This window comes from Micromonospora sp. NPDC023737 (assembly GCF_040639715.1).
Taxonomy (GTDB): domain Bacteria; phylum Actinomycetota; class Actinomycetes; order Mycobacteriales; family Micromonosporaceae; genus Micromonospora.
On record NZ_JBFAAL010000013.1, the window covers coordinates 64,455 to 83,942 of the forward strand.

The window sequence follows — 19,488 nt, forward strand, 5'->3', positions numbered from 1 at the left end:
TCTGCGGTGGATCGAATCACTTGACCGCGCCGGCGGTGAGGCCGGCGACGAAGTAGCGCTGCAGCGCCAGGAAGCCGGCGACGACGGGCACGCTCACCACCAGCGAGGCGGCCATCACCTGGTTCCAGTAGACGTTGAACTGGGTGGAGTAGCCCTGCAGGCCGACCGCCAGGGTGCGGCTGCCCTCGTCCGTCATGACCGAGGCGAAGAGCACCTCACCCCAGGCGGTCATGAACGCGTACACGGTCACCGCGACCACGCCGGGCACGGCCGCCGGCAGGATCACCCGGAACAAGGTCCGCAGTGGACCGGCCCCGTCGACCTGGGCCGCCTCGTCGAGCCCGCGGGGGATCGAGTCGAAGTAGCCGACGAGCATCCAGATCGAGAACGGCAGCGAGAAGGTCAGGTACGTGATGACCAGACCGGTGCGGCTGGCGTACAGCTCGATCCCGGTGGCGTTGCCCAGGTTCACGTAGATGAGGAACAGCGGCAGCAGGAACAGGATGCCCGGGAACATCTGGGTGGACAGGACGGTCACCGAGAAGACGCCCCGGCCGCGGAAGCGGTACCGGCTCACCGCGAACGCGGCGAAGATGGCGACGGCCACCGAGCAGACCGCTGCGATGCTCGACACCACCAGGCTGTTCACCAGGTAGTGGGCCAGCGGCACGGTGCTCCACATGTCGATGAACGGTTGCAGCGTCGGGCGGCTCGGCCACCAGGTGAAGCCGTTCTGCACGTCCTGCAACGGTTTCGCGGCCGAGGTGACCATCACGTACAGCGGAATGACGACGAAGAGGGTGAGCAGGGTCAGCACGATCCGCCGGCCCCAGCGCTCACCGGCGGTCTCACGCATGGTCCCTCCGTCGGTTGGTGATCAGCAGGTAGCCGGCCGAGACGACCAGCAGGAAGAACAGCAGCGCCACGGACATCGCCGAGCCCGACCCGAAGTCCCAGGTCTTGAAGGAGCTGCGGTAGATGTGGATGGAGATCAGGTCCGCCTGTTCCGGCGCCGAGCCGCCGAAGAGCACGTACGGCGTGTTGAAGTCGTTGAAGGTCCAGAGGAAGAGCACGAGCAGCAGGACCAGGTTCACCGGCCGCAGCATCGGCAGGGTCACCGAGCGCAGCCGGCGCCAGAACCCGGCGCCGTCGATGGCAGCAGCCTCGTAGAGCTCGTCCGGGACGTTCTGCAGACCGGCCATGAGGCACAGGAACGCGAACGGCCAGTTGCGCCAGACCGAGACGATCAGCAGCGACCAGAAGCTGTTGTCGCCGATCAGCCAGAACGGCTTGTCGTCCAGGAGCCCGAGCTGGTCGACGAGGACGTGGTTGACCAGACCGGTGTCGCGCTGGAGCAGGAAGCTCCAGGTGATCACGGCGGTGTAGACGGGCAGGGCGTACGGGGTGAGGAACAGCGCCCGCAGGATCGCCCGGCCGCGGAACGGTCGTTGCAACACGACCGCGCCGGCGATCCCGAGCAGCCAGGCCAGTCCCACCGAGAGCAGGGTGTAGAGCAGCGTGATCCAGAACGAGTGCAGCAGCTCGCGGCCGGCAGCTGTGTGGAAGTTCAGCGTCGGCTTGTAGTTGTCCAGCCCGATGAAGGGCGCGGTGGACCAGTCCCGGATGTGGAACTGGGTCAGCTCCAGCAGGCTCATCCAGACCCCGACCAGCATCGGGATCACGTGGATGCCCAGCTCCAGTACGACGGCCGGAACGAGCAGCAGATACGGCAGGAACGAACGCCGGGGCCGGCGCGGCCGCCGGGCAGGGGCCGGTACCGGTTTGCCGGCCCGGGGATCGCGCCGGTCGGGGCGGGCACCCGGCGCGGTGGTGCTGGTTGCCATCAGGGTCCTCTCGCCAGATGGTGGCCGTGGCGGGCACGGAGGGGCGCCCTGCCACGGCCACCGGTGACGCCGGGATCAGCGCATCTTCTGCTGCGCGTCGCTCAGCTTCTTCTTCACCGATTCCTCGGTGACCGGGCGGCCGCTGGCCGCGTCGGCGAACAGTTCCTTGATGGCGGTGCCGACCAGGGTCTCGAAGGTGCTCTCGTCGGGCACCTGCGGCAGCGGGGCCGCGGTGGTGGACAGCGTCTCCTGGAGCACCTTCTGCTCCGGGGCGCTGAACGCCGGGTCGGTACCAACGGTCTTCACCGCGGGCAGCGAGCCGTACGTCTTGTTGAGGATGGTCTGCTCCTCGTCGCTGGTCATGAACTTCACGAAGTTCAGCGACGCGTCCTTGTTCTTGGTGTGCTTGAAGACCGCCATGTTGATGCCGGCGACCATGCTGTTCACCTTCTTGCCCCCGGCCGGCGGGGTGGCCAGGAACGGCACCGGTGCGACTCCGTACGCGTCGGCCGGCATGTTCTGGGTCTTCAGGTTCGACCCGGCGGCCTGCCACAGCAGCATCGCCGCCTTGCCGTTGGCGAAGTCGGAGACCGACTGGTTCTGCGCGTACTCGGCGTTGCTCGGGTTGGTGATCTTGTCAGTGGCCATGAAGTCGACGTACCGCTTCACCGCCGAGACGTTCTGCGGCGTGTCGAACGTCGGCTTGCCGGACGAGTCGAACCACTCGCCGCCGTACTGCTGGCCGAAGGCGAAGGCGTGGTGGGCGTTCTCGTTCGGGTTGGCCCCCTCGATCGCGAGCCCCCACCTGTCGCCGGTGCTGAGCTTCTTGCCGTACTCGGCGAGCTGCTCCCAGGTGGTCGGCGGGGCGGTGATGCCGGCGTCGGCGAACGCCTTCTTGTTGTAGTACAGCGCGTACGCCAGGCTGTAGAGCGGCACTGCGGCCGGCGGCTTGCCGGGCGCTCCGGCGGCGGCCAGCGCGGCGGGCACGAACCGGTCCTTGCCGCCGACGGCCTGCAGCGTGGCGTCGTCGAACTCGACGAGCGCCCCGGTGGCCTGCAACGACGCCGACCAGGTGTTACCGATGTTCACCACGTCCGGGCCCTGACCCGAGGTGGCCGCGGCGAGCAGCTTGTTGAGCAGGTCCGACCAGGGGACGACCTCAAGATTGACCTTGATGCCGGTCTGCTTCTCGAACTTGTCCAGCTCCGGCTGAAGGATCGTCTTGTCGGCCTCGATGCTGGCGCCCTGGTTGCTGGCCCAGTAGGTGAGGGTCTTGCCGGAGCCACCGGCGTCGTCGCCGGAGCCGCCGCAGGCGGTCAGCGATGCGGCCGCCAGGACGGCGGCGGTGAGTATCCCGAGGTGACGTCTCGTGGACACGATCAGCCCTTCCGATGCAATGGTGGGGGTGGAGGTGGGGGTTACATAAAGCCTTAAATTATGTCGTCATTAAAGTGTTCGCCGGTTGGGTCGTCAAGCACGGGGAGCCGTACAGTCGCTCCGGACGACCGACGAGATCGAGGTGACGAGTGGAGCTGGCGCGAGCCACCAACCGGAGCGTGCGACTGCGCAACCGGGGGGCCCTCCTGACGAAGCTCTTCCTCGACGGGCCGCTGACCCGGCAGGACCTGGTGCGCAGCACCGGCCTGAGCCAGCCGGGAGTGAGCAACGTGGTCAGCGACCTGGTCGAGGAAGGGCTCGTGGTAGAGGCGGGCGCCGCCGAGTCCGACGGAGGCCGGCCCAGCATGCTGCTCCGGATCGCACCTCGGTTCGCGTTCCTCGTCGGGGTGGACGTCGGCGAGACCCGGGTCCGGGTCGAGTTGTTCGACTTCGCCATGGCCCTGCTGGCCAGCGTGGAGTACCCGCTCGACCCGGCCCGGACCGAACCCGCCGAGGTGGCCGGCCACGTGCTCGCCGGGATCGACGCGGTCACCGGCACGGCCGGAGTCTCGCCCACCGACGTGCTCGGCGTCGGGATCGGCGTCTCCGGCGTGGTCTCGCAGGGCGAGCATGCCGTGGTGCACGCCCAGGCGCTCGGCTGGGACGCGGTGCCGTTGGAACGGCTGATCGCCGCCGGCACCGACCTTCCGCTGCACATCGACAACGGGGCGAAGACGCTCGGCCAGGCCGAGATGTGGTTCGGCGCCGGCAAGGGCGCCCGGCACGCGGTCTTCGCCCTGGTCGGTTCGGGCGTCGGCGCGGCCGTGGTGGCCGGCGGCGCCACCTATCGCGGCGCCTCCAGCAGCGCGGGGGAGTGGGGCCACACCACCCTGGTGTACGGCGGGCGGCAGTGCCGCTGCGGCGCCCGCGGCTGCCTCGAGGCGTACGTGGGCGCCGAGGCGATCATCGACCGTTACCGGGAGGCGCGTGGTGGCCGCCCGGTGCCGGGCGACGACGAGGAGTCCCAGCTCAACGCGCTGATCGAGGCGGCTGCCGGCTCCGCGACCGCTCGCCGGGTGCTCGACGAGACCGCCGCCTACCTCGGCGCCGGCGTGGCCAACCTGATCAACCTGTTCAACCCGGAGCGGGTCGTGCTGGGCGGCTGGGCGGCGATGGCGCTCGGCGACCTGCTGCCGGCCGTACGCGAGGCCGCCGGCCGGCAGGCACTACGCCAGCCGTACGAACAGGCATCGATCGAGCTGTGCCGGTTGGGTGTGGACGCCGTCGCCCTCGGCGCGGCGACGTTGCCGGTCGCCCGCTTCCTCGCCGACGGCGGCGTACGCCGCTGACCCTGGTGTTCCGGCCACGACTGTCGGCCGGAACGCTGTCCCAGTCCGGAGGTTCGGGGCGGGCCCACGGGGTGAGGGCGGGTGTGCCGCGACGCTGTCGAGCTGCCCCGGATCTGGGGCAACGTCTGTTGGTCGTCCGCGCTGGTGGTGTGGTCCGGGTCGGCGGTGTCCTCCCGGGCTGGCGGTGTCGTCCGATCCGGCGGCATCCCGGTGGCCGGCCTCTCCGCCGGCGCGGTGGTGCTCGTGGTCCCGGACCTGGTCCCAGGAATGGGGCAGCTCGACAGGGAGCGCGATACGTCCAGTCGCAGGCGAGGCGCACCCCGGCGGACCTCGGGAACCCGGCCGCGGAGGACCGTCCCGTCCGGGCCTCGCTCGGCTGCCGCCGCGACCTGCGGCAGCAGCCGGGCCAGGGCGTTTGCCGGTCGGGTGCGGCGGGAACGCGGGGGCAGCCGGTAACGCGACGCCCGGGGCGTCGCCCGACGAAACGGACGCCGAACGCATGTCGTACCGTCCGATGGTCGCCACCGCGGTGCCCGACCTCACCATGCTGACCCTCGGCGTGGAGGAGGAGTTCCTGCTGCTGGACCTGCGGTCCGGGGAGAACCTGCCGGTCGCCCAGCGGGTGCTGACCGCGTTGCGCGGCCCGGCGCGCGACCAGAGCCGGCAGGAGTTCCGGCACAGCATGGTCGAGATGGTCACCCCGGTCACCGCCGACCTGACCGAGCTGCGCGCGCACCTGGTGGCGCTGCGGCGCTCCGCCGCCGAGGCGGCCGAGTCGGCCGGCGCCCGGCTGGTCGCGGTGGGGGCGACCCCCATGCACGAGCCGCACCGGACGGTCCCGGACAAGCCGCGCTACCACGCCATGTCCCGGCGGTACGGACCAGTGGCGCACGACCCGGCGGTCTGCGGCTGTCACGTGCACGTCGGGGTGCCGGACCGGGAACTCGCCATCCAGGTCTGCAACCACCTGCGTCCCTGGTTGCCCGTGGTGCACGCGATCGCCACCAACTCGCCGCTGCACGACGGCGCCGACACCGGGCACGCCAGTTGGCGTTCGATGCAGCTGGAACGCTGGCCCAGCCTCGGCCCCACCCCCTACTTCGCCTCGGCGGCGGACTACGACCGTACGGTGGAGGAGCTGATCTCCGCCGGCGTCATGCTCGACTCGGCGATGGTCTACTGGTACGCGCGGCCGTCCGCCGCGTACCCCACAGTGGAGATCCGGGTCGGCGACGTGTGCCCGACCGTCGACGACACCGTGCTGGTCGCCGCGCTGTTGCGCGCCCTGGTCGCGACGGTCCTCGACGAGGCGCGGGCCGGCGTGCCGGCGTCACCCGTGCGCGATTGCCTGGTGTCCGCGGCGCACTGGCGGGCCGCCCACGACGGCCTGGACGGTACCCTCATCGACCTGCGCCGCGGCGGTGCCCGGCCGGCGTGGGAGCTGGTCGACGAACTCTTCGCCACGGTCTCGCCGGCGCTGGTCCGGCACGGCGACCTGGGTTACGTGCTCGACCAGCTGACCCGGCTGCGTGGAGAGGGCACCGGCGCCACCCGGCAGCGGCGGATCCTCGACGAGACCGGCGACCTGCGCGCGGTCCTCGCCGAACTGGCCGCCTGGACCACCGCCAGCTGATAGTCAGCGGATGTCGTGGGACTGGAGCCAGAGTTCGAGCAGGCCGAGCTGCCAGAGCTTGTTGCTGCCGGCGGCCGCGGCGGCCCGGTCCGGCTCGGCCAACAGTTGCGCCACGTACTCGGGACGGAACAGGGCACGTTCGCGGGCGACGGGGGACTGCAACGCCTCGACCACCAACTCGCGCACGGCACCGTCGACGTTGCGCAGCGCGGGCACCGGGAAGTAGCCCTTCGGCCGGTCGATCACCTCGGCCGGCAGCACCTCCCGGGCCACCTCCTTGAGCACGCCCTTACCGCCCCGGGCCAGCTTGTACTCCGGTGGGCAGTGCGCCGCGAGGCTCACCAGGTCCTGGTCGAGGAAGGGCGTACGCACCTCCAGGCCCCAGGCCATGCTCATGCTGTCGACCCGTTTGACCGGGTCGTCGGGGAGCATCAGGTGGGTGTCCAGCCGCAGCACCGCGTCCAGCGCTGTCTGTGCCCCGGGCGCCGCCAGGTGCGCGTCGAGCAGGTCGCGGCTGACGTCACGGTCCAACGCGTACGCCGGGCCGACCACCCGGTTCAGCTCGGCGTGGTCCCGGTCGAAGAACGCGGCGGCGAACTCGTCCGCGGCAGCCTCCCGGGGCACCTCCGCCAGCGGCTGGTGGTAGCCGTAGCCGGCGAACACCTCGTCCGCGCCCTGCCCGGACTGGGCCACCTTGACGTGCTGGGCCACCTGTTCGGAGAGCAGGTGGAAGGCGACCACGTCGTGGCTGCCCATCGGCTCGGTCATCGCCAGCACGGTTCGGCGTACGGCGGGGACCAGGTCGTCGTCGGCGAGCCGGACGCGTTGGTGGTCGGTGTCGAAGGCGCGCGCCACCAGGTCGGAGTAGTGGAACTCGTCGCCGGCTTCGTCGCCCCGGCTGTCGAAGCCGATGCTGAACGTGCGCAGGTGTCGCTGCCCCGCCTCGGCGAGCAGCGCCACGATGAGACTGGAGTCCAGGCCGCCGGAGAGCAGCACTCCGACCGGGACGTCCGCGACGAGCCGCCGGCGTACGGCGGTGCGCAGCGCCTCCCCGACGGCGGCCTGCCAGTCCCGCGCGCCCATGGCCGCTTCGGCGGGTTCCCGTACGTAGTCCGGTTGCCAGTACCGCTCGTCGCGGCTGCGCCCGTCCGCCTCCACGATGCGCAGGGTGGCCGGTGGCAGCTTGTGCACGCCGCGCAGGACGGTCCGGGGCGCGGGCACGATCGAGTGCCAGGAGAGGTAGTGGTGCAGCGCCACCGGGTCGATGCCGGTGTCCACGTCCCCGGCGCGCAGCAGCGCCGGAAGGCTGGAGGCGAACCGTAGCCGATCGGGTGTCTCGGCGAGGTAGAGCGGTTTGATGCCGAGGCGGTCGCGGGCCAGCACCAGTCGCCGCCGCACCTGGTCCACCAGGCCGAAGGCGAACATGCCGACCAGATGGTCGACGAACCGCTCACCCCAGTGGGCGTACGCCACCAGGATCACCTCGGTGTCGCTGGTGGAGCGGAATTCGTAGCCGGCGTTGCGCAGTTCCTCGCGCAGCTCGGGGTAGTTGTAGATGCAGCCGTTGAAGACCAGGCCGAGCCCCAGGTCCTCGCGGACCATCGGTTGGGCGCCGGCGTCGGAGAGGTCGATGATGGTGAGCCGCCGGTGCCCGAGGGTCACCCAGCCGTCGCTCCACAGCCCCTCGCCGTCCGGACCGCGGGAGCGCATGGCCTCGGTCATCCGGGTCACCGCCGCGTCGTCGGGCCTCGACCCGTCGAACCGGGCCTCCCCACCGATGCCGCACATCAGCGTCGGCCGCCGGTCGCACCGTTGAGCAGGCGTACCACGAGGCCCTCCCGTCACCCGCCGGTCCCGTCGATCGGACGGGCTCGGCTACCCGCCCGGCCGGTGACCAAACCCGGCCAGGGGCCGGCCACGGCCCGCGCCGCCGGTCATCCCGGGACGCGCCGCACGCCGGGCGGTCAGCCGTGCAGCGTACGCAGGATGCGGGCGAGCTCGTCGCGGTCGCCGGGGGTGAGTTCGGCGAACAGCCGCTCCGCCTCGGCCTGGCGGGTGGTCCGGATGGCGGTGCTCGTGCGTACGCCCTCGGCGGTGAGCGCGACCAGGGTGGCCCGCCTGTCGTTCGGGTCGGGGCGGCGTTCGACCAGCCCGCGCCGCTGCAGGTCGTCGACCACCTCGGTGGCGGAGCGGGGTGCGATGCGCAGGTGCTCGGCGAGCGCGCCGGGACGCAGTACGCCGTGCCGGGCCAGGACGCCGAGGGCGCGTGCCTGGCTCGGGCTGACGTCCCAGGGCGCGAGGGCCGCCCGGGTGCGATGACGTAGCAGTCGCGCGACCTTCCAGAACGCCTCGGCCAGGGTGTCGTCGTCGCCGTCCGCCTCGATCACGCGGAATACGGTAGCAGGAGTTACGGTTGTTCCCTCATGATGAGGCAACCTCAGTAAAGTGCGACGGAAGGCAGCCGCTCTTGGAGCCCACCCCCCTCGGCCGCGACCGCGGCCCCCGCACCGTCAGCTCGGCGGAGAAGGCGCAGGCCCGGCAGGTGCCGCTGCGGCGCGTCGCCGGGCTCTTCCGCCCCCATCGGGCGCCCCTCGCCGTGGTCACCGCGATCATCGTGGCCTCCTCGGTCATCGCCATGGCATCGCCGTTCCTGCTCCGGCACGTGATCGACAGCGCTCTGCCGGAGCGCGACCTGCGCCTGCTGGTCTGGCTGGTCCTCGGCATGGTCGCGGTGGCGGCGGTCACCGCCGTGCTCGGCGTGGTGCAGACCTGGATCTCCACCCGGGTCGGGCAGGAGGTCATGCACCGGCTGCGCACCGAGGTGTTCACCCATCTCCAGCGGCAGTCGTTGAACTTCTTCACCCGCACCCGGACGGGCGAGGTGCAGTCGCGGATCACCAACGACATCGGTGGCATGCAGTCGGTGGTCACCTCCACCGCCACCTCGATCGCGTCGAACCTGACGACGGTGGTCGCCACCGTGGCGGCCATGGTCGCGCTCTCCTGGCGGCTGTCCCTGGTCTCGCTGGTCATCCTCCCGCCGGCCATCTGGCTCACCCGCCGCGTCGCCCGGCTGCGCCGTGAGATCACCGCCCGACGTCAGCGGGAACTCGCCGACCTGAACGTCACCGTCGAGGAGAGCCTGTCGATCAGTGGCGTGCAGCTCGCCAAGACCCTCGGCACCGCGCCGGCGCTGATCGAGCGCTTCACCGCCTCCTCGGCCCGCCTGGTCGACCTGGAGCTGCGCAGCGAGCTGGCCGGACGCTGGCGGATGGCCTCGATGAGCATCGTGTTCGCCGCCGTCCCGGCGCTCATCTACCTCGGCGCCGGTCTGCCGGGTACCGCCGGCACGCTGAGCATCGGGACCCTGGTCGCCTTCACCGCGCTGCAGAACGGGCTGTTCCGCCCGCTGATGATGCTGCTCAACGTGGGTGTCTCGGTGACCTCGTCGCTGGCGCTGTTCGCTCGGATCTTCGAGTACCTGGACCTGCCGGTCGAGGTCGCCGAACCGGCCGAGCCGGTACCGGTCGACCCGGGCCGGGTCCGCGGCCACCTGCGCCTGGAGGAGGTCACCTACAGCTACCCGGGCAGCGACACCGCGGCGGTCGTCGGGGTCACCCTCGACGTGCCCGCCGGCACCGGACTGGCCCTGGTCGGGGAGACCGGCTCCGGCAAGAGCACCCTCGCCGCCCTGGTCAGCCGGCTGCACGACCCGACCAGCGGTCGGATCACGGTCGATGGGATCGACCTGCGTGACATGCGCCTGGCCGATCTGGCCGCGGTGGTCGGCGTGGTGAGCCAGGAGACCTACCTGCTGCACACCACCGTGCGGGAGAACCTTCGGTACGCCCGGCCGGACGCCACCGACCCGGAGATCGAGGCCGCCGCGCGCGCCGCGCAGATCCACGACGTGATCGCGAGCCTGCCGGACGGGTACGACACAGTCGTCGGCTCGCGGGGCCACCGCTTCTCCGGTGGTGAGAAGCAACGGCTGGCGATCGCCCGCACCCTGCTGCGGAACCCGCCGGTGCTGATCCTCGACGAGGCCACCAGCGCGTTGGACACCGAGACGGAACGGGCCGTGCAGCGGGCGTTCGACGAGCTGGCCCGGGGCCGCACCACGATCACCATCGCCCACCGGCTCTCCACCGTCCGGGGCGCCGACCAGATCGCGGTGCTCGACCACGGTCGCATCGTCGAGTGCGGCACCCACGACAACCTGCTGGGGCGCAACGGCCGTTACGCCGCCCTGGCGGCCTGAATGCCGGCGAGTACGCGAAGGTGGCCGCAGGGCGAGCCCGCGGCCACCTTCGGTGCGCTCAGGTGAGTGTTCAGTTCTTACGCAGGTGGGCCAGCGCGGTGCTCCACGCGACGACCTGGTCGATCATGGTGTTGAGCGCGGGCTCGTGGACCGGGTTCGGCTTGAAGACGCTGTAGTTCTCGAAGTCGCTGTGCAGCGACAGCGCCACCTGGACCCGCACGTCGGCCATCATCAGCTCACCGGCGACCAGGCGCAGGTGCTCGACCGCGCGGGCGCCGCCGACGGAGCCGTAGCTGACGAAGCCGACGGCCTTGTTGTTCCACTCGGCGAAGAGGTAGTCGATGGCGTTCTTGAGCGCGCCCGAGGTGGAATGGTTGTACTCCGGGGTGACGATCACGAAGCCGTCGTACTGGGCGATGGTCTCGGCCCAGCGCTTGGTGTGCGGCTGGCTGTACTGGCCCATCGAGGGCGGGATCGCCTCGTCGAGGTGCGGCAGCGGGTGGTCGAGCAGGTCGATGAGGTCGAACTCCGCGTCCGAGCGCTGCTTGGCGTGCTCGAGGACCCAGCGGGCAACCGCCTCGCCGTTGCGGCCGGGGCGGGTGCTGCCGAGGATGATGCCGATCCTGGTCATGGGTGTGGTGCCTCCAGAAGTCGTGGTGTTACGGCACCACACGCTAGACAGTCATTGTTTGGTCAAGCAAATATGCGAGCTATGGTTGGCGTCACACCGGCTCGGACGGCATGCCCGCGCCCGGAACTAGGATGGTGACCATGCTCGGTGTCCCCGGCGAACCCCTGAAGCCTCTCGACCAGGACGAGGAGGCACTGGTACGCAACCTGTACCGGGTGATGTATCTCCTGCCCCGGGCGATCGACGCCGACATGGTCTGCGACCGGCAACTGCCGCTCACCGAGTACACCGCTCTCATGCACCTCTCCGAGGCGCCCGAGCGGCAGCTGCGGATGAGCGAGCTCGCGTCCGCCTGTCACCTCTCGCTGAGTGGGATGACCCGGACCATCACCCGCCTGGAGACGCAGGGCCTGGTGCGTCGGGTGCGCAGCCAGGAGGACGCCCGAGGCTGGAACGCCGTCCTCACCGACGCCGGCTTCGCGCGGCTCACCGAGTCCTGGCCGAGTCACCTGGCCGCCGTCCGCCGGCGGTTCCTCGACCACTTCGAGGGCATCGACCTCGCCCGCCTGGCTCGGGTGTTCGAGCGGGTGGGAGCCGCCGACGAGTTCTCCGGCAGCACCGATGCGCCCGTCGCGGAACAGTCTTGAAACTGTCTCTAAACAGTCTCGTTACTGTCCCCGGCCTGCGCCAAATGACGGTAGACGGTGGCGCGGGAGACGTTCAACGCGGCCGCGATCGCATCCACCGAGTGGTTGCCGGCGGCGTACATCCGCCGTGCCGCCTCGATCTGCTCGCCACCCAGCGCGCGCGGTCGGCCCGGCCTCCGTCGCGGACCGGCCCCGGCCACCGGGCGCGCGCCTGACCCTGCCACGCCCCACGTCGGGGACGCGGTCGTCGGGCCGGCCCCGGCGGTGTCCGTCGGCGCGGCCAGCAGCCGGCGTACGCCGTCGAGCATGTCGGCACGGAGCACCTCGTCGGACACGTCGGTGAAGAAGACGACCGGGTCGCTGCACATGGCGACGGCCTGCACCGCGCGCACCCGTTCCCAGCGTCCCGCCCGCGGGCCGGCGATCACGTCGATGGCGTGCATGGCGATCCGCATCAGACGGTGGTACGTGTCGCCACGGGTGATCAGGGCGATGTCGTGGAAGAGCATGCCGAGCGGACGGCGGTGGGCCAGCATCGTGTCCACCCAACCCTCCAGCACCGCCTGGCGGGCCCGCTCCGCAGGCAGCCCCTCCGCGGCGTCCAGCAACCCCTCTAGATCGGCCAGCAGCGGCTCGACCAGCGCGGCGAGCAGGTGCTCCTTGGCGGGGAAGTGGTAGAGGATGGCGGCCTTGGTCAGCCGCAGCCGCTCACCGATCTGCCGTAGCGAGGTGCGCTGGTAACCGTGCTCGGCGAAGAGGTCGAGCGCGGCGCGCAGGATCCGCGACCGGGTGTCGTCCGCGGGCTCGGCCGTCATCCCGCCAGCTTAGAGGGAGCTTTCGGTCGCGCTTCCGACCGACGGGCGAACACCGTTGATCCGCCTGACCATCGGTCAGTACAGTGTGGTTGTCGATGTGTCACCCGCCCGGGGAGGGGCCATGGCCGTCATCGCGATCGACGAACTGGTCAAGACGTTCGGCGCCGTCCGCGCCCTCGACGGGCTCGATCTGCGGGTGGAGGCGGGGGAGGTGCACGGCTTCCTCGGCCCCAACGGCGCCGGCAAGTCCACCACCATCCGCATCCTGCTCGGGCTGCTGCGCGGCGACTCGGGCGAGGCGCGGGTGCTCGACGCCGACCCGTGGCGCGACGCCGTACGCCTGCACCGCCGGCTGGCCTATGTGCCCGGTGACGTGAGCCTCTGGCCGAACCTCACCGGCGGCGAGGCCATCGACCTGCTCGGCGAGCTGCGCGGCGGCCTCGACCGGCGCCGCCGCGACGAGCTGCTGGACAGCTTCGACCTCGACCCCACCCGCACCTGCCGCACCTACTCCAAGGGCAACCGGCAGAAGGTCGCCATCGTCGCCGCGTTCGCCTCCGACGTGGAGCTGTACGTGCTCGACGAGCCGACCTCCGGTCTCGACCCGCTCATGGAGTCGGTGTTCCAGGACCAGGTCCGGCGGATCCGGAACGAGGGCGGCACCGTGCTGCTCTCCAGTCACGTGCTCGCCGAGGTCGAAGCGCTCTGCGACCGGGTCAGCATCATCCGCGAGGGACGCACCGTCGAATCCGGCAGCCTCACCGAGCTGCGTCACCTCACCCGCACGGCGGTGACGGTGGAGACCGCCAGCCCGCTCACCGGCGTCGCTGAGCTGCCCGGCGTGCACGCCGTACGCGAAGCCGGCGGGCGCACCCAGTTGGAGGTCGAGCCCGCCCACCTCGACGGGCTGCTCAATCACCTCGTCCGCTTCGGCGTACGCTCGCTGACCAGCGCCCCACCCACCCTCGAAGAGCTGTTCCTGCGCCACTACGGCGCCGGCGAGACCACCGAGGACGGTCACCGCGACACCGAACCCCGGGCGGCCCTGCGATGAGCGCGTTCACCGGCACCGGACGGCTCGCCCGGCTCGCGCTGCGCCGCGACCGGATCCGGCTCGGCATCTGGGTCCTCGGCACACCCCTGCTCGGGTACGCCCTCGCCGCCAGCGTGGCCGGCGTCTACCCCGACGAGGCGGCCCGGCACGGCTACGCCACCACCTCGGCGTCCAGCCTGGTCGCCCGCGCGTTCAACGGCCCCATCGCCGGCACCGACCTCGGCGCCGTCGTGGTCGCCGAGACGTACGCGACGCTGGCGGTCCTCGTCGCGCTGCTGAGCACCTTCGCACTGGTCCGGCACACCAGGCAGAACGAGGAGACCGGCCGCGCCGAACTGCTCGGCGCGTCAGTGGTCGGCCGGTACGCGCTGCTCACCGCCGCCCTGCTGGTCGTCGTCGGGGCGAACGTGCTCGCCGCCGCCCTGCTCGCGGTCGCCCTCACCGGCGCCGGGCTGCCCCTCGCGGGGTCCGTCGCCGCGGCCGCCGCGATCGGTGGCGTCGGGGTGGCCTTCACCGGCGTCGCCGCCGTCACCGCCCAGCTCACGGTCACCTCCCGAGGCGCCAACGCGCTCGCCTCCGCAGCCGTCGGCCTCTCCTTCCTGCTGCGCGCCGCCGGCGACGTGTTCGGCGAGGTCGACGCCGGCGGCACTCGGGTGGACAGCGCCTGGCCGTCCTGGCTGACGCCGCTGGGCTGGGGCAACCAGGTGCGCGCCTACACCGGCGAGCAGTGGTGGACCCTCGCCCTGCCGGTCGCCCTGCTGGTGGCCACGGTGGCGCTCGCGTACGCGCTGGCACAACGCCGCGACCTCGGCGCCGGCCTGCTCGCCGCCCGCCGCGGACCGGCGCGCGCCGCGACGTGGCTGCTCAGCCCCGCCGGACTGGTGTGGCGGCTGCAACGCGGCACGCTGCTCGGCTGGGCGGTCGGGGTGGGCATCCTCGGCATCTCGATGGGCGTCGCCGCCGACGAGTTCAACGCCATGATCGCTGAGAACCCGGCCGCCGCCGAGGCCATCGCCGCGATGGGTGGCGGCGCCGACCTCGTCGACGCGTACCTCGCCGCGATGCTCGGCCTGTACGCGCTCGCCATCGGCGCGTACGTCGTGCAGGCCCTGCTGCGGGTACGCGCCGACGAGGCCGACGGGGTGCTGGAGGCCGTCCTCGCCACCGGGGTGAGCCGCAGCCGATGGCTGGGCACGCAGGTGGGTGCGGCCGTGCTCGGCGCGACCGCGCTGCTGCTGTTCGGGGGGATCACCACCGGCCTCGGCTACGGCCTGGTCGACGGCGACCCGGTGGGGAAGGCGCTCACGCTGGGCGGCGCCGCCGCACTTCGCCTACCGGCCCTGCTCGTCGTCGCCGGTGTGGTGACCGCCCTGTTCGGACTGCTGCCCCGCTGGTCGGTGGTGCTCTCCTGGGCGGCGCTGATGGCGTTCCTGCTGCTCGGGCAGCTCGGCGCGGTGCTGGAGCTGCCGCAGGCCACACTCGACCTCTCGCCGTACACCCACGTGCCGTCCGCCCCCGCGGTCGACCCGACGGCGCTGCCCCTGCTGATCCTCGCCGCCGTGGCGGCGGCCCTGCTGGCGACCGGCGTCGCCGCCTTCCGCCACCGCGACGTCCCCCGCTGACCAGCCCCGCCCGCGCCCGCTGCGCCCGCGCGCCCATGATCCGCACAACTTCAGGGATGTTGTCCCCTCCAGCGCCCCTGGAGGCCACAACTTCCCTGAAGTTGTTGGGCACGCGCCGCATCTCGATGAACGCGTTGGCTGCACCTCAGGGCGTCGGTGCATCCGTTGCTGGCTGCTGGCCTACATGCGGCCTGGACGTCGGCGGGCTGGCCGTGCCGTTCCACCGGTCAGATCGGGAAGACCACCGTTCTTGAGCCAGTCGGCGAGCTCGCGCCGCTTCTCCCGATTGACCACAGCCTCAAGAGCCGCGTTGACCGTCGCCGTCTTCGTCGTTGTCCCGAGGGGTGCCATGCGAGAAGTGCCGGACTACTGGCGCATCGCCGACGATGTGATCGCCGACGTCAGATCCAACAAGCTGAAGCCGGGGGAGAAGCTGCCCTCGATCGCCGAGCTGCGCGACCGCTACGACGTCAGTCATGGGACCGTTCAGATGGCCTACGCCCGGCTCGAAGCGCTACGGGTGATCCGGCGACAGCAGGGCAAGGGCGTCTTCGTCACCGACCCGAAGACCTGGATGCGCGAGCCCTGATTGCGTGTGCGCACGCGACCTTGGGTGTGCGATCGTCGCACCGGACTGACGGCTGGCAGTGACCGCTCAGCTTGGCGGCGGGTGCGGCCGAAGGTCAGGCCAGCAGGACGGTCACGCCGGCCGTGCGCAGGTCCGCCACGATCCGCTCGTCGGCGGCGTCGTCGGTGACCAGGGTGTGCACCGCGGACGCGTCGCAGATCTTGGCGAAGGAGTGCCGCCCCAGCTTCTCCGAGCCGGCCACCACGACCACCTGGCGGGCCCGGCTGACCATCAGCGCGTCGATGCCCGCCTCGCTCTCGTCGTGGCACGACGTCCCGTCCGTTGAGAAGCCGTCGACGCCGAGGAAGAGCACGTCCAGCCACAGCGACCGCATCACCATGCTGGTCAACGGCCCGGTCAGCTCGTACGACTGAGGCAGGGCGACCCCACCGAGGATGACGGTGCGTACGGACGGCCGGAGCACCATCTCGGTGGCGATGTTCAAGGCGTTGGTCACCACCGTCAGGGCCGGCCGGTTGGTGACCTGCGTCAGCTCGGGCCGGGCCGCGAGGTGCCGGGCGGTGGCCGAGGTCGTGGTGCCCCCGTTCAACCCGACGACGCTGCCCGGCTCGACGAGCCCGGCGGCGGTCGCCGCGATGCGCTCCTTGGTGCTGCGGTCCCCGCGGTACCGGTAGCGCACCGGTAGGTCGTAGGCGACCGAGCTGGCCACGATCCCGCCGTGGGTGCGCGTCACCAGCTGCTGCTCGGCGAGGGCGGTGAAGTCGCGACGGACGGTCGCCTCGGAGACCTGCAGGGCGGCCGCGCCCTCGGCGACGGAGAGCCGCCCATCCCGCGCGGCCAGGAGCTCCAGCAGCGCCTGCAACCGGCGGGACCGGTCGGCCATCCCACCTGCGGCGGCCCCCGGCGTGGTCTCGGTCGAGGTCACGGCACGACCCCGGTCGACGCCAGCCCGCTGTCGGCCCCGGCCGCCGCGTCGGCGGACACGATCCGGCAGAAGCGCGCCACGCACTCGGCCATCGCCTCGCGGGCCGGTGCCAGCCAGCGCCGCGGGTCGACCATTTCCGGGTGTACGTCCAGGGTGGCGCGCACGCTGCCGGTGAGGGCCACGTTCAACGCCGTACCGATGTTCACCTTGCCGATGCCGCCGGCGACGGCCCGGCGCAGCTCCTCGTCGGGGACCCCGGACGAGCCGTGCAGCACCAGCGGCACCGCGATCGCCGCCCGCAGCCGCCCGATCAGGTCATGGTCCAGCACGGCGTTGCGCACGGTCATGGCGTGCGCGGAGCCGACCGCGACCGCGAGCGCGTCCACACCGGTCTGCGCCACGTAGGCCACGGCCTCGGCCGGTTCGGTACGGGCGCCGGGAGCGTGCGGGTCGGTCGGAGGCTCACCGTCCTTCCCGCCGACCGTGCCCAGCTCGGCCTCGACCCAGAGCCCGTGCGCATGGGCGAAGTCGGCCGCCTCCCGAGTGGCCGCGACGTTCTCCTGGTACGGCAACCGGGATGCGTCGATCATCACCGAGCCGAAGCCGTGCTCCGGCGCCTGGCGCCACAGGTCGGCCGAGACGACGTGGTCGAGGTGCAGCGCCACGTCGACGGTGGCGGTCGCCGCGACGGCCCGCGCCGCGGCGGCGACCGGTGCGAGCCGACGATGGAACCGTACGGCGTTCTCGCTGACCTGGAGCACGACGGGCCGACCGGCGGCCTCCGCACCGGCGACGATCGACTCGGCGTGCTCCAGAGTGATCACGTTGAACGCGCAGACCGGTCCCGTGGCGACGACCTGCCCGGTCGGGACGAGTGGCATCACATCTCCTTGACGATCACGGCCCGGCGCAGCTGCCGGTAGTCGGACAGGTCCACGCTTCCCGCCACCGGCGCCCGGACCGCGGCGGCCGACAGCGCGACCGCCTCGGCGAGCCGTTCCGGCCAGGGACGCTGCCGGAGCAGACCGCGGGCCAGCGCGGCGACACAGGCGTCTCCGGCGCCGGTCGGGTTGCCGGCCACCGGCTGCGGCACGTACGCGTGCCAGGCGCCCTCGCCGGTCACCGCGAGCAGCCCGTCCGGGCCGAACGAGGCGACCACGGTAGGGGCGTCGAGCGCGCGCACCGCGTCGAGCGCGGCAGCCGGCCAGGGCGGTGCGGCCCCGACGAGGCCGGCGAGCTCCTCGGCGTTCGGTTTGACGAGGTCCGGTCGGGCGGCCAGACCGTCGCGCAACGCCTCCCCGCTGCTGTCCAGCACGGTCCGCGCGCCGGCACGCCGGGCCGCCTCGATGAGCGTCCGGTACGCGTCGACCGGCACCCCGCCGGGCAGGGAGCCGGAGAGCACAACCGCCGCGACGCCGCGTACGAGTTCGGTGAACCGGGTGCGGAAGGCGTCCCACTCGTCCGGGGTGACCGTCGGCCCGGGTTCCCACAGCCCCGTCGCCGAGTTCGGCTCCGCGACGACCACGGTGCGCCGGGACTCGGCCGCGATCGGCACGAACCGCTCCGGCACCCCCTCGTCGGCGAGCAGGGACCGGACCCGTGTGCCGCACGCGCCGCCGGCCAGGCCGGTGGCCACGACGGGGACGCCGAGGGTGTGCAGCAGGCGGGCGACGTTGACGCCCTTGCCGCCCGCTCGTTCGTCCACCCTGGCCACTCGGTGGGTGGTGCCGGGCGTCAGGGTGGGCACGTGGTACGTCACGTCCAGCGCCGCGTTGAGGGTGACGGTGAGGATCCGTCCGGCCGGCGTACCGCTGCTGTCCGCGTCCTCGCGGCTCACGTCAGGATCACCGAGCGGGTCAGGTGCCGAGGCTCGTCCGGGTCGAGCCCCCGTCGCGTGGCCAGGCCGACGGCGAGTCGCTGCGCGAGGACCAGCTCCGCCATCGGGTCGCGCGCGCTGTGCACGAAGGTGGCGCCGGTGGCGGCCACCTGCTCGGCAAGTCCCGCCGGAACGGCTCCGAATGCCCAAACCGCGCGGCCGGGGCCGGCGACGGCGATCGGGCCGTGCCGGTAGTCCATCGCCGGGTACGCCTCGGCCCAGAAGCCGGCGGCTTCGCGGCACTTGAGCGCCGCCTCGTGCGCGAGGCCGACCGTCCAGTCCCGGCCGAGGAACGTGACCTGCTCCAGGGCCGCCGGATCCAGCGGCAGGGAAGCGGTCAGGGCCTCGGTCGCGTCGCGTACCGCCTGGTCGATGTCCTGGCCGAGGTGCGCCCGCAGCGCCGCCAGCGTGGTCGTCGCGAACCGGGTCTGCACGACGGACTTCTCGTCGGCGTACGGCAGGCAGACCGGTTCGTCCACCAGGGACACCGCCGGCGACCGGGGATCGCCGAGCACGGCGGAGCTGGGCGTACGGCCCCGGACGGCGCGCAGCACGTCCAGCACCTCGGTGGTCGTACCGGAGCGGCTGATCACCAGCACCCGGTCGTAGCGGCGCCGCGCCGGGAACTCCGACGCCGGATAGGCGTCGGTCTCGCCGAGGCCGGCTCCTTCCCGGAGCCTGGCGTACGCCATGGCGATGAACCACGATGTGCCGCAGCCGACGACGGCGACCCGTTCGCCGTGGCGTGGCAACCGTCCGGCGTGACCGTCGGCCTGTGTGACTGCTCGTTGCCAGCATCGGGGCTGGCTGGCGATCTCCTGCTCGACGTGTGTCATGGCGCTCCGAACCGCTGCCCACGGCGCAT

At 72.0% G+C, this 19,488-nt stretch carries 19 protein-coding genes; 7 read left to right on the forward strand and 12 right to left on the reverse strand.

Features of this window, described 5'->3' with window-relative positions:
• Positions 1-16 precede the first annotated feature (16 nt).
• From AB0F98_RS24165 to AB0F98_RS24175, 3 genes are all read right to left on the reverse strand, one after another.
• The gene (locus AB0F98_RS24165; protein ID WP_357739166.1) at positions 17-856 is read right to left on the reverse strand and encodes a carbohydrate ABC transporter permease; all 840 of its coding nucleotides are present in this window, start codon (positions 854-856) and stop codon (positions 17-19) included.
• Positions 849-1,844 carry a sugar ABC transporter permease gene (locus AB0F98_RS24170; RefSeq protein ID WP_357739169.1) on the reverse strand — a complete coding sequence of 332 codons (996 nt, stop codon included), beginning with the start codon at positions 1,842-1,844 and terminating at the stop codon, positions 849-851. Before AB0F98_RS24170 ends, AB0F98_RS24165 begins: the two co-directional genes overlap by 8 nt.
• A gap of 75 nt (positions 1,845-1,919) precedes the next feature.
• A complete protein-coding gene (locus tag AB0F98_RS24175; protein ID WP_357739172.1) occupies positions 1,920-3,221 on the reverse strand; it encodes a sugar ABC transporter substrate-binding protein in 1,302 nt (433 codons plus the stop codon).
• 149 nt (positions 3,222-3,370) lie between these two features.
• On the opposite strand from AB0F98_RS24175, the gene AB0F98_RS24180 reads away from it, so the two are divergent.
• On the forward strand, positions 3,371-4,570 hold the full coding sequence (locus AB0F98_RS24180; protein WP_357739175.1) for an ROK family transcriptional regulator: 1,200 nt from the start codon (positions 3,371-3,373) through the stop codon (positions 4,568-4,570).
• Positions 4,571-5,069: 499 nt separating this feature from the next.
• The gene (locus AB0F98_RS24185; protein WP_357739178.1) at positions 5,070-6,203 is read left to right on the forward strand and encodes a glutamate--cysteine ligase; all 1,134 of its coding nucleotides are present in this window, start codon (positions 5,070-5,072) and stop codon (positions 6,201-6,203) included.
• A gap of 3 nt (positions 6,204-6,206) precedes the next feature.
• On the opposite strand, the gene AB0F98_RS24190 is transcribed toward AB0F98_RS24185, so the two are convergent.
• A complete protein-coding gene (locus AB0F98_RS24190; protein ID WP_357739182.1) occupies positions 6,207-7,991 on the reverse strand; it encodes an N-acetylglutaminylglutamine amidotransferase in 1,785 nt (594 codons plus the stop codon).
• Positions 7,992-8,167: 176 nt separating this feature from the next.
• A complete protein-coding gene (locus AB0F98_RS24195) occupies positions 8,168-8,590 on the reverse strand; it encodes a MarR family transcriptional regulator (protein ID WP_357739185.1) in 423 nt (140 codons plus the stop codon).
• A gap of 80 nt (positions 8,591-8,670) precedes the next feature.
• On the opposite strand from AB0F98_RS24195, the gene AB0F98_RS24200 reads away from it, so the two are divergent.
• The gene (locus tag AB0F98_RS24200) at positions 8,671-10,464 is read left to right on the forward strand and encodes an ABC transporter ATP-binding protein (RefSeq protein WP_357739188.1); all 1,794 of its coding nucleotides are present in this window, start codon (positions 8,671-8,673) and stop codon (positions 10,462-10,464) included.
• Positions 10,465-10,534: 70 nt separating this feature from the next.
• Here AB0F98_RS24200 and AB0F98_RS24205 read toward each other — a convergent pair whose 3' ends face one another.
• The gene (locus AB0F98_RS24205) at positions 10,535-11,095 is read right to left on the reverse strand and encodes an NAD(P)H-dependent oxidoreductase (RefSeq protein WP_357739191.1); all 561 of its coding nucleotides are present in this window, start codon (positions 11,093-11,095) and stop codon (positions 10,535-10,537) included.
• A 140-nt stretch (positions 11,096-11,235) separates the two neighbouring features.
• Here AB0F98_RS24205 and AB0F98_RS24210 point away from each other — a divergent pair, with 140 nt between their 5' ends.
• The gene (locus tag AB0F98_RS24210) at positions 11,236-11,742 is read left to right on the forward strand and encodes a MarR family winged helix-turn-helix transcriptional regulator (RefSeq protein ID WP_357739194.1); all 507 of its coding nucleotides are present in this window, start codon (positions 11,236-11,238) and stop codon (positions 11,740-11,742) included.
• Between the two features lie 8 nt (positions 11,743-11,750).
• Here the strand turns inward: AB0F98_RS24210 and AB0F98_RS24215 are convergent, their stop codons facing one another.
• Entirely contained in the window at positions 11,751-12,557 is an 807-nt protein-coding gene (locus tag AB0F98_RS24215) for a TetR family transcriptional regulator (protein WP_357739197.1), read from the reverse strand.
• Between the two features lie 121 nt (positions 12,558-12,678).
• Between AB0F98_RS24215 and AB0F98_RS24220 the strand changes: the two genes are divergently transcribed.
• Positions 12,679-13,611, forward strand: coding sequence for an ABC transporter ATP-binding protein (locus AB0F98_RS24220; protein WP_357739199.1), 933 nt, complete (start codon positions 12,679-12,681; stop codon positions 13,609-13,611).
• Positions 13,608-15,233 (forward strand): anibiotic ABC transporter, encoded by a 1,626-nt coding sequence (locus AB0F98_RS24225; RefSeq protein ID WP_357739202.1) that lies wholly within the window; start codon positions 13,608-13,610, stop codon positions 15,231-15,233. Before AB0F98_RS24220 ends, AB0F98_RS24225 begins: the two co-directional genes overlap by 4 nt.
• A gap of 180 nt (positions 15,234-15,413) precedes the next feature.
• On the opposite strand, the gene AB0F98_RS24230 is transcribed toward AB0F98_RS24225, so the two are convergent.
• A complete protein-coding gene (locus AB0F98_RS24230; RefSeq protein ID WP_357739205.1) occupies positions 15,414-15,584 on the reverse strand; it encodes a type II toxin-antitoxin system VapB family antitoxin in 171 nt (56 codons plus the stop codon).
• Between AB0F98_RS24230 and AB0F98_RS24235 the strand changes: the two genes are divergently transcribed.
• Positions 15,583-15,822: a winged helix-turn-helix domain-containing protein gene (locus tag AB0F98_RS24235; RefSeq protein WP_357739208.1), complete on the forward strand. Its 240-nt coding sequence runs from the start codon at positions 15,583-15,585 to the stop codon at positions 15,820-15,822. The two genes, AB0F98_RS24230 and AB0F98_RS24235, sit on opposite strands and share 2 nt — an antisense overlap.
• A 94-nt stretch (positions 15,823-15,916) precedes the next feature.
• Here the strand turns inward: AB0F98_RS24235 and AB0F98_RS24240 are convergent, their stop codons facing one another.
• The 4 genes from AB0F98_RS24240 to AB0F98_RS24255 are packed head-to-tail and all read right to left on the reverse strand — an operon-like array spanning position 15,917 to position 19,459.
• Complete coding sequence (locus tag AB0F98_RS24240) at positions 15,917-16,747, reverse strand: DeoR/GlpR family DNA-binding transcription regulator (RefSeq protein ID WP_357739210.1); 831 nt, start codon at positions 16,745-16,747, stop codon at positions 15,917-15,919.
• Positions 16,744-17,628 carry a class II fructose-bisphosphate aldolase gene (locus AB0F98_RS24245; protein WP_357739213.1) on the reverse strand — a complete coding sequence of 295 codons (885 nt, stop codon included), beginning with the start codon at positions 17,626-17,628 and terminating at the stop codon, positions 16,744-16,746. Before AB0F98_RS24245 ends, AB0F98_RS24240 begins: the two co-directional genes overlap by 4 nt.
• On the reverse strand, positions 17,628-18,584 hold the full coding sequence (locus AB0F98_RS24250) for a 1-phosphofructokinase family hexose kinase (protein WP_357739215.1): 957 nt from the start codon (positions 18,582-18,584) through the stop codon (positions 17,628-17,630). Before AB0F98_RS24250 ends, AB0F98_RS24245 begins: the two co-directional genes overlap by 1 nt.
• Positions 18,581-19,459: a sugar isomerase gene (locus AB0F98_RS24255; RefSeq protein ID WP_357739218.1), complete on the reverse strand. Its 879-nt coding sequence runs from the start codon at positions 19,457-19,459 to the stop codon at positions 18,581-18,583. Before AB0F98_RS24255 ends, AB0F98_RS24250 begins: the two co-directional genes overlap by 4 nt.
• Positions 19,460-19,488 lie beyond the last annotated feature (29 nt).

What these genes read in the sequence shown, in the direction of transcription:
- AB0F98_RS24165 (WP_357739166.1), bottom strand. Translation starts at nt 856, where the DNA reads ATGCGTGAGACCGCCGGTGAGCGCTGGGGCCGGCGGATCGTGCTGACC.
- AB0F98_RS24170 (WP_357739169.1), bottom strand. Translation starts at nt 1,844, where the DNA reads ATGGCAACCAGCACCACCGCGCCGGGTGCCCGCCCCGACCGGCGCGAT.
- AB0F98_RS24185 (WP_357739178.1), top strand. Translation starts at nt 5,070, where the DNA reads ATGTCGTACCGTCCGATGGTCGCCACCGCGGTGCCCGACCTCACCATG.
- AB0F98_RS24190 (WP_357739182.1), bottom strand. Translation starts at nt 7,991, where the DNA reads ATGTGCGGCATCGGTGGGGAGGCCCGGTTCGACGGGTCGAGGCCCGAC.
- AB0F98_RS24205 (WP_357739191.1), bottom strand. Translation starts at nt 11,095, where the DNA reads ATGACCAGGATCGGCATCATCCTCGGCAGCACCCGCCCCGGCCGCAAC.
- AB0F98_RS24210 (WP_357739194.1), top strand. Translation starts at nt 11,236, where the DNA reads ATGCTCGGTGTCCCCGGCGAACCCCTGAAGCCTCTCGACCAGGACGAG.
- AB0F98_RS24215 (WP_357739197.1), bottom strand. Translation starts at nt 12,557, where the DNA reads ATGACGGCCGAGCCCGCGGACGACACCCGGTCGCGGATCCTGCGCGCC.
- AB0F98_RS24220 (WP_357739199.1), top strand. Translation starts at nt 12,679, where the DNA reads ATGGCCGTCATCGCGATCGACGAACTGGTCAAGACGTTCGGCGCCGTC.
- AB0F98_RS24225 (WP_357739202.1), top strand. Translation starts at nt 13,608, where the DNA reads ATGAGCGCGTTCACCGGCACCGGACGGCTCGCCCGGCTCGCGCTGCGC.
- AB0F98_RS24235 (WP_357739208.1), top strand. Translation starts at nt 15,583, where the DNA reads ATGCGAGAAGTGCCGGACTACTGGCGCATCGCCGACGATGTGATCGCC.
- AB0F98_RS24230 (WP_357739205.1), bottom strand. Translation starts at nt 15,584, where the DNA reads ATGGCACCCCTCGGGACAACGACGAAGACGGCGACGGTCAACGCGGCT.
- AB0F98_RS24245 (WP_357739213.1), bottom strand. Translation starts at nt 17,628, where the DNA reads ATGCCACTCGTCCCGACCGGGCAGGTCGTCGCCACGGGACCGGTCTGC.
- AB0F98_RS24255 (WP_357739218.1), bottom strand. Translation starts at nt 19,459, where the DNA reads ATGACACACGTCGAGCAGGAGATCGCCAGCCAGCCCCGATGCTGGCAA.